Below are 13,301 nucleotides of genomic sequence, written 5' to 3'. Positions count from 1 at the left end.
TGTTGATCAGTGCGTGGGCTGCGACGCCCACCTCTGCCAGCTTAAGCGTAAAAGGCCGGTCCTCGGCGGGACGACTCACAGGGATTACCGTGGACCCATGCGGTTCTACGAGACGACCCCCACGCACGATCTGACCTACTCCGACGTGTTCCTCGTCCCGAGCCGGTCGTCGATCACCAGCAGGCTCGACGTGTCCCTCGCCCCGGGCGACGGCACGGGGGCCACGATCCCGATCGTGTCGGCCAACATGAACTCGGTCACGGGCCCTCGCCTGGCGGCGACCCTGGCCCGTCGCGGCGGCCTCGGCGTGCTGCCGCAGGACATGCACCTGCAAGACCTCGACGCCGCCATCCGCTGGGTCAAGGCCCAGCCCGTCGACTACGACACGCCCTACTCGCTCGACGCGGGCCAGACCGTCGAACAGGCGCTCTCGGTCGTCCCGGCCGTCGAGGGCCATGGCATCGTGCTGCACGACGGCACGGGGGCGTACCTCGGCTGCATCGCCACCTCCCGCCTGGCCACGGCCCCGCGGGACGCGGTGCTCGGCGACCTGCTGCACGGGGCCCTGACCTCGCTCGACGCCGACGACGTCGACAGCCCGCGTGACGCGTTCGACCGCATGGTGGCGGCCGACATCCACTTCGCCCCCGTGCTGCGGCACGGTCAGGTCGTCGGCACGGTGAGCCGCAAGAGCGCGCTGCGGTCGACGATCTACCAGCCCGCCGTCGACGCCGACGGTCGGCTTCGCGTCGCCGCGGCGATCGGCATCAACGGCGACGTCGCGGGCAAGGCGAAGGCCCTCGCCGCGGCGGGCGTCGACGTGCTCGTGATCGACACCGCGCACGGCGACCAGGACGGCATGATCCGGGCCGTCCGGGCGGTGTCCGCCCTCGACCTGGGCCTGCCGATCGTCGCGGGCAACGTCGTCACCGAAGAGGCCGTCCGGCACCTCGTCGCGGCCGGCGCGTCCATCGTCAAGGTGGGCGTCGGCCCGGGCGCCATGTGCACCACCCGCATGATGACCGCCGTCGGTCGCCCCCAGTTCTCCGCCGTGCTCGAGACGGCGGCCACCGCCCGTGCCCTCGGCGCGCACGTCTGGGCCGACGGCGGTGTGCGCTACCCGCGCGACGTGGCGCTCGCCCTCGCGGCTGGTGCGTCGTCGGTGATGATCGGCTCGTGGTTCGCCGGCACCATCGAGGCACCGGGCGAGCTGGCGAGCGACGAGCGCGGCCTCTACAAAGAGAGCTGGGGCATGGCCTCGACCAAGGCCGTGCGTGGTCGCTTCGAGCGTCTCGACCCGTACGAGCTGGCCCGCAAGACCCTCTTCGCCGAGGGCATCTCGTCGTCGAAGATCTACCTCGACCCGCTGCGTCCCGGCGTCGAGGACCTCCTCGACATGATCACCTCGGGCGTCCGCAGCTCGTTCACCTACGCCGGGGCGACGTCGGTTCCCGAGTTCGCCGAGCGTGCGCTCGTCGGCGTCCAGTCCGCGGCCGGGTACGAAGAGGGCAAGGCGCTCCCCGTCAGCTGGTGAGACGGGGGGCGAGGTCACGTGACGGGAATCGTGCCGGTGCCGTAAGATCGCCCGTCTATGGATGACCCTCCGTCTCAGACGACCGCACCCTCGCACCATCGCACGCCGCGCCTCCTGACCTCGGGTGCTCCTACCGCCGAGTGGGGTGACTCCGTCCGGTGAACGAGTGGATACTGCTCGCGTTCGGCCTGCTGCTCACCGTCGGCACCGGCCTCTTCGTGGCCAGCGAGTTCTCGCTGGTCAACCTCGACCGGTCCGACCTCGAGGCACGCCAGTCCCGGGGTGAGAAGGGGCTCGCCCCGACCATCGGCGCGCTGCGCATCACCTCGACCCACCTGTCGAGCGCCCAGCTCGGCATCACGCTGACGACCCTGCTGACCGGCTACACGATGGAGCCCGCGATCTCGCGGCTCCTCTCGCCGCCGCTCACCGCGGTCGGCGTTCCCGAGGGGGTCGTCGCGGTCGGCGCGCCGATCGTCTCGATCGTCGTCGCCACCCTGCTGTCGATGATCATCGGCGAGCTCGTGCCGAAGAACTTCGCCCTGGCGCTGCCGCTCAAGACGGCCAAGCTGGTCATCCCGTTCCAGGTGCTGTTCACCACGGTGTTCAAACCGGCGGTGGCCCTGCTCAACAACACGGCCAACGGCGTGCTGCGGGCCATGGGCATCGAGCCGAAGGAAGAGCTGTCGGGTGCCCGCACGGCCGAAGAGCTCTCGTCGCTCGTGCGTCGTTCGGCGACCGAGGGCAGCCTCGACCGCGACACGGCGACCCTGCTCGCCCGCACGCTCGTCTTCAGCGACCACACCGCCTCCGACGTCATGACGCCGCGGCCCCGTCTGTCGACCGTCGCGCGCGGCGACTCGGCCGAGACCGTGCTCGAGCTGGCTCGACGCACCGGCTACTCGCGGTTCCCGGTGACGGACGACGGCATCGACGACGTCGTGGGCCTCGTCCACGTCAAGCAGGCCGTCTCGGTGCCGCGTGAGAAGCGGGCGGACGTGCCCGTCTCGGCGTTGCTGACCGATGCGGTCCGCGTGCCCGAGACGATGACCCTCGACAACCTGCTGAGCGAGGTCCGCGGTCGCGGTTACCAGATGGCCGTCGTCGTCGACGAGTACGGCGGAACCGCCGGGGTCGTCACCCTCGAGGACCTCATCGAAGAGCTGGTCGGCGAGGTCAGCGACGAGCACGACCGCAGCCGGGTCGACGTCGTCCGCTCGCGCAACTGGCTGACCTTCCCCGGTCTGCTGCGGCCCGACGAACTGCTCGAGCGCGCCTCGGTCAAGGTGCCCGAGGACGGGCCCTACGAGACCGTCGGCGGCTGGCTCATGAGCGAGCTCGGCCGCCTGCCCAAGGTCGGCGACGTGGTCGAGACCGACGACGGCGCGTTCCGGGTCGAACGGCTCGACGGCCGACGCATCGACCGCATCCGCTTCACGCCCACGCCCGACGACGTGCCCGAGGTCACGGAGACCGAGCCGGGCCGACGCGACGGCCGCGGACGCGACGATCGCGACCGCTCCGGCCGACGCGACCCGAAGGCGCTGCCCGAGACGACGCTGCCCGAGAAGGCGCGCACGGGCGTCGAGGACGACCGTCGCGCGGTCCGCACGAAAGAGGTGACCCGATGAGCAGCGACTGGTGGGGCATCGTCTGGCTCGTGGTGCTGCTGGCCGGCAACGCGTTCTTCGTGGCGGCCGAGTTCGCCGTGATCTCGGCCCGACGGTCGCAGATCGAACCCAAGGCCGAGGCTGGCAGTCGTGCCGCCAAGACCACGCTCTGGGCCATGGAACACGCGACGATGATGCTCGCGACGACGCAGCTCGGCATCACGATCTGCTCGTTGCTGATCCTCAACGTGTCCGAGCCGTCGATCCACCACCTGCTCGAGGGGCCGCTCGGTTGGACCGGGCTCAGCCCCGAGCTGGTCAGCGTCGTGGGCTTCGTCATCACGCTCGTGCTCGTGTCGTTCCTGCACGTCGTGTTCGGCGAGATGGTGCCGAAGAACATCTCGTTCTCGCTGCCGGACCGCGCCGCCCTGCTGCTGGCCCCGCCGCTCGTCGCCATCGCCCGCGTGCTGCACGTGGTCGTGCTGGCCCTCAACCACTCGGCCAACGCCGTGCTGCGGGCCTTCAAGGTCGAGCCGAAGGACGAGGCGACCAGCGCCTACACGGTCGACGAGGTCGCGACGATCGTGGCCCAGTCGCAGCGCGAGGGCATGATCACCGACGCCACCGGCACGGTGCGCGCGGCGTTCGAGTTCACCGAGAAGACCGTCGCGCAGACGGCCGTCCCGATGGACGAGCTCGTCACCCTGCCCGAGGACGCCACGCCGCACGACGTCGAGCGCGCCGTCGCCCAGCGCGGCTTCTCGCGGTACGTGCTGGTCGACGACGGCGGCGACCCCACGGGGTACCTGCACCTCAAGGACGTCATCGACCTCGACGAGGACGAGTTCGCCGATCCGGTTCCGCCGAAGCGCATCCGCCAGCTGATCTCGATCTTCCAGGGCACCGAGCTCGAGGACGCCCTGGCGACCATGCGCCGCAGCGGCGTCCACGTCGCGCGGTCCTTCGACGAGACCGGAGCCACGCGCGGCGTGCTCTTCCTCGAGGACATCCTCGAAGAGCTCATCGGCGAGGTGCAGGACGCGACCCGGCGTCGCTGACCGCGCCTGAGACGCACGACGCGACCCGCGCCTCCTGACCCGAGAGGGTGAGGAGGCGCGGGTCGCGTCGTGTGGGGCCGCTGCGGCCCCGGGCGGCTCAGCGCACGCGGAACGGTGCGCGCTCGTACTGCGACGGCGTGTAGTCGATCTCGATCCCGAGCTCGGCCGCGGCGCGCAGGGGGAAGTGCGGGTCGCGCAGGAACTCGCGCGCCATGAGCACGACGTCGGCGCGACCGCTGGCCACGACCTCGTTCGCCTGCTCGGCGCCGACGATGAGGCCGACGGCACCGGTCTCGACGCGGCCCTGACGACGGACGTGCTCGGCGAAGCGCACCTGGTAGCCCAGGCCGACCGGGATGCTCACGCCGGCCACGAGGCCGCCGGTCGAGATGTCGAACAGGTCGGCGCCGGCCTCGTGCGCCCAGGCGGCGACGGTGGCGGTGTCGTCCTCGTTCCAGCCGCCGTCGGCCCAGTCGGTCGCCGAGAAGCGGACGAGCAACGGGTACTCGTCGCCGACCTCGGCCCGGACGGCCGCGACGACCTCGAGCAGGAAGCGCGCACGGTTCTCGAGCGACCCGCCGTACCGGTCGTCGCGCTCGTTGCTCAGCGGCGACAGGAACTGGTGCAGCAGGTAGCCGTGGGCGGCGTGCAGCTCGATCAGCTCGAAGCCGGCGTCGACCGAGCGGCGCGCGGCGACGCGGAACGCCTCGACGAGGTCGCCCACCGCCTCGGTGGTCAGGGCGACGGGCTCGTCGTAGCCCTCGAAGGCGACGGCCGACGGGGCGACGGTGGTCCAGCCGCCCTGGTCGGCGGGGACGGTGCCCTGCGTCTCGCTCCACGGGCGGAAGGTCGAGGCCTTGCGGCCCGCGTGGGCGAGCTGCACGCCGGGCACGGAGCCCTGAGAGCGGATGAAGGCCGTGATCGGGCGGAACGCCTCGACCTGCGCGTCGTTCCAGAGCCCGAGGTCTTGCGGCGAGATGCGGCCCTCGGGCGTGACCGACGTGGCCTCGGCGATGACCGCACCCGCGCCTCCTCGGGCGAGCGAGCCCAGGTGGACGAGGTGCCAGTCGGTGGGGACGCCGTCCTCGAGCTCGGCCGAGTACTGGCACATGGGGGCGACCCAGAGGCGGTTGCGGAAGGCCTGGCCGCGCAGGGTGATCGGGTCGAAGAGGCCGACGCTCGCGCCGGTGGGCGCCGCGGTGGTGTCGGGGGTGGTCGTGGGGACTGCGTCCGTCTGGGTCACGAGGGGGGTCATCGCCTTTCGGTGGGGAGGGCCGCGAGCTCGTCGACGAAGCGTCGGAGCGGCTCGGGCCCGGTGTAGAGGTGCCCGGTGATGCCGAGCGCCTGGGCGGCCTCGACGTTGTCGGACCTGTTGTCGATGAACACCGTGTCGGCGGCCGTTGTTCCGAGTTCGGCCAGGACGTGCTCGAAGATCGTGGCCGACGGCTTGAGGTCGTCGAGTTCGGCGCTGACGAAGACGCGCTCGAACAGCTCGCCGAGGGGCGAGTGCCGGAACGGCGACGCGAAGTCGAGCCCGGCGTTCGAGAGGATCGCCAGGCGCGTGCCGCCGTCGGCCAGATCGGCGATCACGTCGAGGGTGCCGGGCTCGGGGACGAACCACGACGGGAAGTCGGCGGCCCAGAGCTCGTGCACGCGGGTGCGGGTCCAGGCGGCGCCGGTGTCGGACTCGATCGCGCGCCAGTAGGCGCCGGCGGTGAGCGTGCCGCGGTCGAGTGCGTGGCGGTGGCGGCCGTAGCTGGGCCAGAGCACGGCAGGGTCGACGCCGGCGAGCTCTTCGATGCGGCGGCGCGAGGCGTCGTCGGGGAACCGGGCGATCACCTCGCCGTAGTCGAAGACGACGGTGCGGCCGGGGAGTGAGATGCTCATCGATCCACCGTATCGGCGGGCGCGGGTCGGGCGGGTCGGGCGAGGGCGGCCGCGCGGGCACGGGTGGGCCGGGGCCGACTACCGTCGGGGCGTGACCTCCGACACCCGCTACACCGACTGGACCCCCTCCGACGCCGCCGACCGGATCGCCGTGCCCGCGGTCGACGACGACAAGTACAGCCGCGGCGTGCTCGGCGTCGTGACCGGCTCGAGCTCGTACCCGGGCGCCGCCGTGCTCGGCGTCGAGGCCGCGCTGCACACCGGCGTCGGCATGCTGCGCTACCTCGGCCCCGCCCGCGCGTCCGACTTCGTGCTGCACCGTCGGCCCGAGGCCGTCACGAGCCCGGGTCGCGTGCAGGCGTGGTTGCTCGGCTCCGGGGTCGACCCGGACCACCTCGACGACGAGACCCGCGACGGCTTCGCGACCGGCGCCTCCTCGGGGGTGCCACTCGTCCTCGACGCCGGGGCGCTCTCGCTGCGCGAGCAGGCGACCGGTCCGGTCGTGCTGACGCCGCACTTCCGTGAGCTGGCGAAGGCCTCGGGCCGCGAGGTGGACGACGTCGCCGCCGACCCGGCCGGCGCCGCCGAACGCGCGGCGGGGGAGTGGGGTTGCACGGTGCTCGTCAAGGGGCACCGCACGTACGTCGCGTCGCCCGGCGGCACGCGCCTCGTCGCGGCCAGCGCTCCGACGTGGCTCGCGACCGCCGGTGCGGGTGACGCGCTCGGGGGAGTCCTCGGAGCCCTGGTCGCGACGCACGCCGACGAGATCGCCGCGGACGAGGAGGCGCTGGCCCGGTTGGCCGCGACGGCTGCGGTCGTCCACGGCCTCGCGGCGTCCCGGGCGAGCGCCGGGGGACCGTTGACCGTGCTCGGCCTGGTCGACGCCCTGCCCGCCACGATCGCGGAGCTGCTGCGCCGGGGCTGAGCCCGGCCGCGCTGAGCCCGGCCGCGCTGAGCCCGGGCGTGGCGCACGCGACCACGAACTGAGCGTCGCACCACCGGTGTCGGTGGTGCGACGCTCAGGTCGTGCTGTGGCGCTCGACGGGCGAGCGCCCGGGGGGTCAGGAGGCGGGAGTCGCCGCCACGAGGAACTCGACCGTCCCCTGGTCCTCGACCTTGACGAAGCCGAGGCTCGGTGCGTCGACGCCGTAGTCCGAGAAGGTCACGGGGATCGACCCGCTCACCTGCACGCCGTCGCCCGAGAGCGCCGCCTGCAGAGGCACGGTGACGCTCTTCGTGACGCCGTGCATGGTCAGCTCGCCGGTCGCCTCGACCTCGGCCACCTCACCGTCGGACGGGACGGCCGCCTCGATCGGCTGGGTCAGCGTGAAGGTGGCCGTCGGGTACTGGTTCACCTGCATGGCGGTGCCCTTGAAATAGTCGTCGCGGTTGCTGCTGTCGGTCGCGATCGAGGCGACGTCGACGTCGACGGTCGCGGCCGAGATGGTCGTGCCGTCGACGGTGATGGTTCCGGAGACCTGCTCGGTCTTGCCGACGACGGTGACGTCGGTGCCGTTCAGCACCTCGTCGACGCGGTAGCCGGCCGTGCTGCCGTCACCGATGCTCCAGTCGCCCGTGAGCTGGCTGGGGTCGAGCGTGCTCGAGCCGGGGGTGAGCGAGGCGGTGGGCGCGGCATCGGGTTCACCGACGATCACGTCTCGGTAGAAGGCCGGCCCGGCGAAGGCCGCGGTGGCCCCCAGGACGACGACGACGGCTGCGGCGATGCCCAGCCCGATCTTGGTCTTCTTCTTCATGGTTTTCGTCCTTCGGAGGGGTCGGCATGACGCGCGGCGAGTCCACGGGGCTGGGTCCGATGCTGGCGTGGTTCTTTCGCAAAGACCTGGGAGGCGCGGGTGAAGACGGTGGGCGCGCGCGACGGAGCAACGCTCCAGGGTGCGGGTGGCGAGACCGCGGCCCGGCTCGGGTCGTCACGGCTCGTCCCGGCTCGGGTCAGGCGGTGAACCGGGTGAGGAACTCGCGGGTGCGGGCCTCACGCGGCGCCGTGAAGAGCTGCGCGGGTGGGCCCTGCTCGGCGATGCGGCCCTGGTCGAGGAAGACGACCCGGTCGGCGACGTCGCGGGCGAAGGCCATCTCGTGCGTCGCCATGAGGATCGTCGTGCCGACCTCTTTGAGCGTGCGCACGAGGTCGAGCACCTCGCCCACCAGCTCGGGATCGAGCGCACTCGTGATCTCGTCGAGCAGCAGCACGGCGGGACGCGGGGCCAGGGCGCGGGCGATGGCGACCCGCTGCTGCTGCCCGCCCGAGAGGCGGTCGGGGTAGGCGCCGGCCTTGTCGCCGAGGCCCACGCGCGTGAGCACCTCGAGGGCGCGCTCGTTCGCGGCGGCCTTGGGCTGGCGCAGCACATGGCGACTGGCGAGCGCGACGTTGTCGAGCACGGTCAGGTGCGGGAACAGGTTGAAGTGTTGGAAGACGACGCCGATCCGGGCACGGACGGCGTCGACGCGCACCCGGGGGTCGGTGATGTCGTCGTCGCCGAGCACGATGCGGCCGTCGTCGATCTGTTCGAGCAGATTGACGGTGCGCAGCAGGGTCGACTTGCCCGAGCCGCTGGCCCCGATCAGCGCCACGACCTCGTCTCGCGCGACGTCGAGGTCGATGCCGTCGAGCACGACCGTGTCGCCGAACGACTTGCGCACGCCCTCGAGGCGCAGCACCGTCTCGGGGCCGTGAGGGGCGGGGGTGACGGGCACCGCGCCTCCTGCGGTGGGCTCGGGGGTGGGGGTGCTCATACGACGCTGCCCGCCTGTTCGCGACGACGGAGGCGTGCCGACAGCCAGTCGGTCAGCCAGATGGTGGGCAGGGCCAGCAGCACGAAGAGCAACCCGGCGAGCACGTAGGGCGTGAAGTTCGCCGCGGTCGCCGTCTCGATCTGCGCGGCGCGGACGGCGTCGACGGCCCCGAGCACCGAGATGAGCCCGACGTCTTTCTGCATCGAGACGAAGTCGTTCATGAGGGCGGGCGTCACCTTCCGCAGCGCCTGCGGGAACACGACGAGGCGCAGGGTCTTGGCGTGGCTGAGGCCGAGCGACCGGGCCGCGAGGCGCTGCGACGGGTGGACGGCGTCGATGCCGGCCCGGATGACCTCGGACACGTAGGCCGAGTAGGTGAGGATCAACGCGATCGTGCCCCAGAACTCGGCGGGCAGCCGCGGGATGCCGAGGCCGAGGCCCGGCACGCCGAAGCCGACGAGGTAGAGCACGATGATCAGCGGCATGCCGCGGAACAGGTCGGTGTAACCCCGCACCAGCGCCCGGACGGGGAAGAACACCGGCCCGCGCAGGGTGCGCAGCGCCGACAGGACGGTGCTGACGACGGCCACTCCGACGGCGGCGACCAGCAGCACCCGCACGTTCAGCCAGAGGCCCTCGACGACGCGGGGCCAGGCCGAGGCGAAGGTGGCCCCGTCGAGGAAGCTGAACTGGACGCGGGACCAGCCGGGCGTGCTGGTGACCGCCCACCAGGCGAGGGCGGCGAAGGCGACCGTGCTGACGGCGGCGATCACGACGGACCGGGTCGACTGTCGTCGACGGAACGCGCGTCGGTCGAGTTCGAGGTCGCTGACCGCCACCGGGTCGGCCGCGACCGTGCGAGGCGCTACGACAGCTCTTTCACGTCGTAGTCGGCCAGCCACTGCTGCTGCAGCTCGGCGAGCGTGCCGTCGGCCTGGAGGTCGTCGACGGCTTTCGTGACGTCGGCGGTCAACGAGCTGCCGAGCGGCAGGACGATGCCGAGCTGGTCGCTCGCCCCGTCGGTCGCGGGCAGCTGGCCGAGCACGACGCCGCCCTCGACGAAGTAGGTGGCGGTCGGGACGTCGAGGACGATGGCGTCGACCTGGCCGGCCTCGAGCGCTGCCTTCGCGTCGTCGTTCGAGTTGTAGGCCTGCACACCGCCTTCGGGGTCGATGGCGTTCTCGGCGGCGGTGAAGCTCGTCGTGCCGCTCTGGGCACCGATCGCGAGGCCCTCGAGGTCGGCGATCGAGGTGGCGTCGGCCGCGGCCGTGCCGGGCAGGGTGACGACCGCCTGGCGTGTCTCGTAGTAGGCGGGGGAGAAGTCGACGGCCTTCTCGCGCTGGTCGGTGATCGAGAACTGCTGCAGGTTGAGGTCGAAGGTCTTCGGCCCGGGCGCGATGGCCTCGTCGAACGTGGTGCGCACCCAGACGACGTCGGAGTCGTCGTAGCCGAGCTTGTCGGCGACCGCGTAGGCGACGGCCGCCTCGTAGCCCTTGCCCGAGGTCGGGTCGTCGTCCTCGACCCACGGGCCGTAGGCCGGTTCGCCCGTGGCGACGGTGAGCTTGCCCTCGGTCACGGGGCCGACGGCCGCGGCGTCGGCACCCGAGCCCCCGTCGGACGAGCAGGCGGCGAGCGACCCGGCCAGCACGAGGGCGGCGGCGGTCGCGACGAGTCGGAGGGAGGCGGGTCTGCGCATGAGTGGGATCGTAGCGGCGACCGCCGACGTCGGCCGACGCATGACGCCCGGTGTCGGGACCGACGGCTAGCCTGTGGGCATGCCGACCCCCGTGCCCTCCGCGTCGGCCGAACCCGGTGCGCCGACCGTCCGCGACGCAAGGTCGTCGGGCACCCGGTCCGGGGCCGACGGTCGCACCACGTTCGTCGAGCGGGCGAGGTCGCTCGCGGCGTCACCCGTGGTGCTCGGCATCGCCTTCGTGCTCGTGCACGCCTGGCTCGTCCGGCTCAACCTCGTCGGCGGCAACCGCACCCTGGGCGACGTCGACGTCGTCTACCGCACCTGGATGCAGCAGGGCGTCGGGGGTGGCGACTGGGTGGGCGTCGACCGACCGTGGGTCTACCCGCTGCTCGCCGCGGTGCCGATGCTGGTCGCCCGGCTCGGTGGCGACTCGGGCTACGGGGCGGTGTGGCTCGTGCTCGTGTCGCTGTTGAACGCCGGGGCCTTCGTCGTGCTCGTGGCGCGGCGGCGCGCCGGGTCCGTGGCCGCCGCGTGGTGGTGGCTCGCGTTCCTCGTCGCCCTCGGGCCGATCGCCCTCGGCCGCATCGACGCCGTCACGGTCGCCGTCGCGCTGGTGGGGCTGCTGCTCGTCTCGACGCGGCCCTCCCTGGCATCCGCCCTGCTCACGATCGCGGCGTGGGTCAAGGTCTGGCCCGCCGCGCTCGTGGTGGTCGCCGTCCTCGCCGTGCGGCGTCGCGTCGAGGTCGTCGTGGCCGCCGCGGTGACCAGCGCGGTCGTGGTCTCGATCTCGCTCGTGCTCGGCAGCGGGTGGAACGTGGTCGGCTTCGTCGGCCAGCAGGCCGGTCGCGGGCTGCAGGTCGAGTCGCCCGCGGCGGTGCTCTGGCTCTGGCGCGCCGCCGCCGGGGTCCCCGGCACCTTCGTCTACTACGACCGTGAGATCCTCACCTACCAGATCGCCGGCGACGGCGTCGGGTTCGCCGCGAAGGCGATGAGCCTCGTGATGGCCGCGGTCGTGCTGGGCGTCGTGCTGCTGGGTCTGCGGGCGGTGCGCCGCGGGGTGACGGCCACGCGCCTCCTGGGTCCGTTGTCGCTGGCCGTCGTCGTCGCCCTCATCGTGACCAACAAGGTCGGTTCGCCGCAGTTCGTGGCATGGCTGGCGGTACCCGTCGTCGTCGGGCTCGTGCTCGCACGCTCGGGCGGGCCGCGGTTCGTCGTGCCGGCGGTGCTGGCCGTGGTCGTGGCGGGGCTGACGCAGGTGGTCTACCCGCTCGAGTACGACGCCCTGCTCGCCGCGCGACCCGACCTGGTGGCCGTGGTCACCGTGCGAGCCGTGCTCGAGCTCGGGCTGCTGGGATGGACCGTCGTCACGCTCTGGCGCGTGCGTCCGGCACACGCGAGGATGGACGCATGATCGTCGCGTTCTCCGTCTCACCCAGTGGTGCCGCTCCCGAGGGCGGGCCGTCCTCCGGCTCCGAACCTGATTCGGTCCACTCGGCCGTGGCGGCCGCCGTCGCGGTCGTGCGGGCGTCCGGCCTGCCGAACCACACCTCGTCTATGTTCACCGAGATCGAGGGCGAATGGGACGAGGTGATGGCCGTCGTCAAGGCCGCCACCGAGGCCGTCGGTGCCTTCGGCTCGCGTGTCTCGCTCGTGCTCAAGGCCGACATCCGACCGGGACGCACCGGCGAGCTGACCGGCAAGGTCGAACGACTCGAAGCGGCGCTCGGCGCCACCGATCACGCGGCCTCGCCGGTCGCGGCCGCCCCCGGGGCATAGGCCTCGTGCCGGGGCGACCGAGCCGGCGGGGGACCGCCCTCCTGGCCGGCGGCGTCACCGTGGTGCTGGTGGCCGCCGTCGCGATCGGCGTCGGCGTGTCCCGGAGCGAGCCAACCGCGACGTCGGCGAGCCCGAGCCCGACCGTCGAGGCCGCACCCACACCGACACCGACACCGACCCCCGAGGCCGTCCCCGCGCCTCCGTCGCCCGAGGCCCTCGCGGCCCTGCCGCTGGCGTTCTACGACGCCGTCATCCCCGCGCTCCTCGACGGCACCGACGTCACGCCCGAGAACGCCTGGGCGGTGGCCACGCCGACCGCGCCGCTCGTCGCGCTGTACGCGAGCCCGGCGGCCGACGCCGCGCCGGTCGCCACGCTCTCCTCGACGGTGCCGACCCTGAACCTTCCCGCGGCGACGGCGGTCTGGGGCTCCCGGGAGGGTGCCGACGGCGGCATGCTGCTCGTCTCGACACCGTCCCGCAACGCGACGCCCGGTGACGGAGGCGTGCCGGCGGCGCCGAGTGCGACCTTCGGCTGGGTGCGCGCCGCCGACGTGTCGATGACGGCCGCGGCGTCGAGCGTCGTGGTCGACACCGCGGCGTCCACCCTCTCGATCGTCGGGCCGGACGGGGTGGCGTCCGCGTCCGAGGCCGTACGACTCGGCACGCCGGACGACCCGACCCCCTCGGCGACGGCGACCTACATGCAGGCGAACTACGTCGACCGCTCGATCGGGTACACGCAGGGCAACCCCATCGCCCTCACCGGGGCCCACTCGTCGTTGCTGCCCGAGTACGGCGGCAACTCCGCCCTCACGGCGATCCACTTCTATCCCGACCCGACCGGGGCGTCCCACGGGTGCGTGCGGGCGTCGGCGGCGATGACCGCCGCGCTGGCCGCCCTGCCGGTCGGCACCGCGATCACCTTCACCTGACCTCGTCCGACACCGGTCGGGTCGGCGACACCGATCGGGCCCGCGACACCGATCGCG

At 72.7% G+C, this 13,301-nt stretch carries 13 protein-coding genes; 7 read left to right on the top strand and 6 right to left on the bottom strand.

Annotation, left to right across the window (positions count from 1 at the left end; genetic code table 11):
- Positions 1-97: 97 nt before the first annotated feature.
- The 3 genes from guaB1 (at position 98) to AC1MBW_RS00630 (ending at position 4,202) form a co-directional block, all read left to right on the top strand.
- A complete protein-coding gene (gene guaB1, locus AC1MBW_RS00640; protein WP_480025112.1) occupies positions 98-1,534 on the top strand; it encodes a GMP reductase in 1,437 nt (478 codons plus the stop codon).
- A 158-nt stretch (positions 1,535-1,692) separates the two neighbouring features.
- Positions 1,693-3,165 carry a hemolysin family protein gene (locus AC1MBW_RS00635; RefSeq protein WP_480025111.1) on the top strand — a complete coding sequence of 491 codons (1,473 nt, stop codon included), beginning with the start codon at positions 1,693-1,695 and terminating at the stop codon, positions 3,163-3,165.
- The gene (locus AC1MBW_RS00630; RefSeq protein ID WP_043593716.1) at positions 3,162-4,202 is read left to right on the top strand and encodes a hemolysin family protein; all 1,041 of its coding nucleotides are present in this window, start codon (positions 3,162-3,164) and stop codon (positions 4,200-4,202) included. The genes AC1MBW_RS00635 and AC1MBW_RS00630 overlap by 4 nt, the downstream gene beginning before the upstream one ends.
- Positions 4,203-4,299: 97 nt before the next feature.
- Here the strand turns inward: AC1MBW_RS00630 and AC1MBW_RS00625 are convergent, their stop codons facing one another.
- Both AC1MBW_RS00625 and AC1MBW_RS00620 read right to left on the bottom strand, forming a co-directional pair.
- On the bottom strand, positions 4,300-5,457 hold the full coding sequence (locus tag AC1MBW_RS00625) for an NADH:flavin oxidoreductase/NADH oxidase (RefSeq protein WP_480025110.1): 1,158 nt from the start codon (positions 5,455-5,457) through the stop codon (positions 4,300-4,302).
- Complete coding sequence (locus tag AC1MBW_RS00620) at positions 5,454-6,089, bottom strand: HAD family hydrolase (protein ID WP_054145203.1); 636 nt, start codon at positions 6,087-6,089, stop codon at positions 5,454-5,456. Before AC1MBW_RS00620 ends, AC1MBW_RS00625 begins: the two co-directional genes overlap by 4 nt.
- Positions 6,090-6,180: 91 nt before the next feature.
- Between AC1MBW_RS00620 and AC1MBW_RS00615 the strand changes: the two genes are divergently transcribed.
- Positions 6,181-7,014 carry an ADP-dependent NAD(P)H-hydrate dehydratase gene (locus AC1MBW_RS00615; RefSeq protein ID WP_480025109.1) on the top strand — a complete coding sequence of 278 codons (834 nt, stop codon included), beginning with the start codon at positions 6,181-6,183 and terminating at the stop codon, positions 7,012-7,014.
- Positions 7,015-7,150: 136 nt separating this feature from the next.
- Here the strand turns inward: AC1MBW_RS00615 and AC1MBW_RS00610 are convergent, their stop codons facing one another.
- From AC1MBW_RS00610 to AC1MBW_RS00595, 4 genes are all read right to left on the bottom strand, one after another.
- Complete coding sequence (locus tag AC1MBW_RS00610) at positions 7,151-7,843, bottom strand: YceI family protein (protein ID WP_480025108.1); 693 nt, start codon at positions 7,841-7,843, stop codon at positions 7,151-7,153.
- Positions 7,844-8,039: 196 nt separating this feature from the next.
- Positions 8,040-8,840: an amino acid ABC transporter ATP-binding protein gene (locus AC1MBW_RS00605; RefSeq protein WP_480025107.1), complete on the bottom strand. Its 801-nt coding sequence runs from the start codon at positions 8,838-8,840 to the stop codon at positions 8,040-8,042.
- Positions 8,837-9,679: an amino acid ABC transporter permease gene (locus tag AC1MBW_RS00600; protein WP_235451133.1), complete on the bottom strand. Its 843-nt coding sequence runs from the start codon at positions 9,677-9,679 to the stop codon at positions 8,837-8,839. Before AC1MBW_RS00600 ends, AC1MBW_RS00605 begins: the two co-directional genes overlap by 4 nt.
- Positions 9,680-9,705: 26 nt before the next feature.
- Complete coding sequence (locus AC1MBW_RS00595) at positions 9,706-10,536, bottom strand: ABC transporter substrate-binding protein (RefSeq protein WP_054147547.1); 831 nt, start codon at positions 10,534-10,536, stop codon at positions 9,706-9,708.
- 79 nt (positions 10,537-10,615) lie between these two features.
- Here AC1MBW_RS00595 and AC1MBW_RS00590 point away from each other — a divergent pair, with 79 nt between their 5' ends.
- From AC1MBW_RS00590 to AC1MBW_RS00580, 3 genes are all read left to right on the top strand, one after another.
- Positions 10,616-11,947, top strand: a complete 1,332-nt coding sequence (locus tag AC1MBW_RS00590; protein ID WP_480025106.1) for a glycosyltransferase 87 family protein — start codon at positions 10,616-10,618, stop codon at positions 11,945-11,947.
- Positions 11,944-12,312 (top strand): thiamine-binding protein, encoded by a 369-nt coding sequence (locus AC1MBW_RS00585; protein ID WP_056225923.1) that lies wholly within the window; start codon positions 11,944-11,946, stop codon positions 12,310-12,312. Before AC1MBW_RS00590 ends, AC1MBW_RS00585 begins: the two co-directional genes overlap by 4 nt.
- A 68-nt stretch (positions 12,313-12,380) precedes the next feature.
- Positions 12,381-13,244, top strand: coding sequence for a L,D-transpeptidase (locus AC1MBW_RS00580; protein ID WP_480025105.1), 864 nt, complete (start codon positions 12,381-12,383; stop codon positions 13,242-13,244).
- The last annotated feature ends 57 nt before the right edge of the window (positions 13,245-13,301 follow it).

It is taken from the genome of Frigoribacterium sp. AP1 (assembly GCF_056680555.1).
This window is presented reverse-complemented; position numbering and strand designations above follow the sequence as displayed.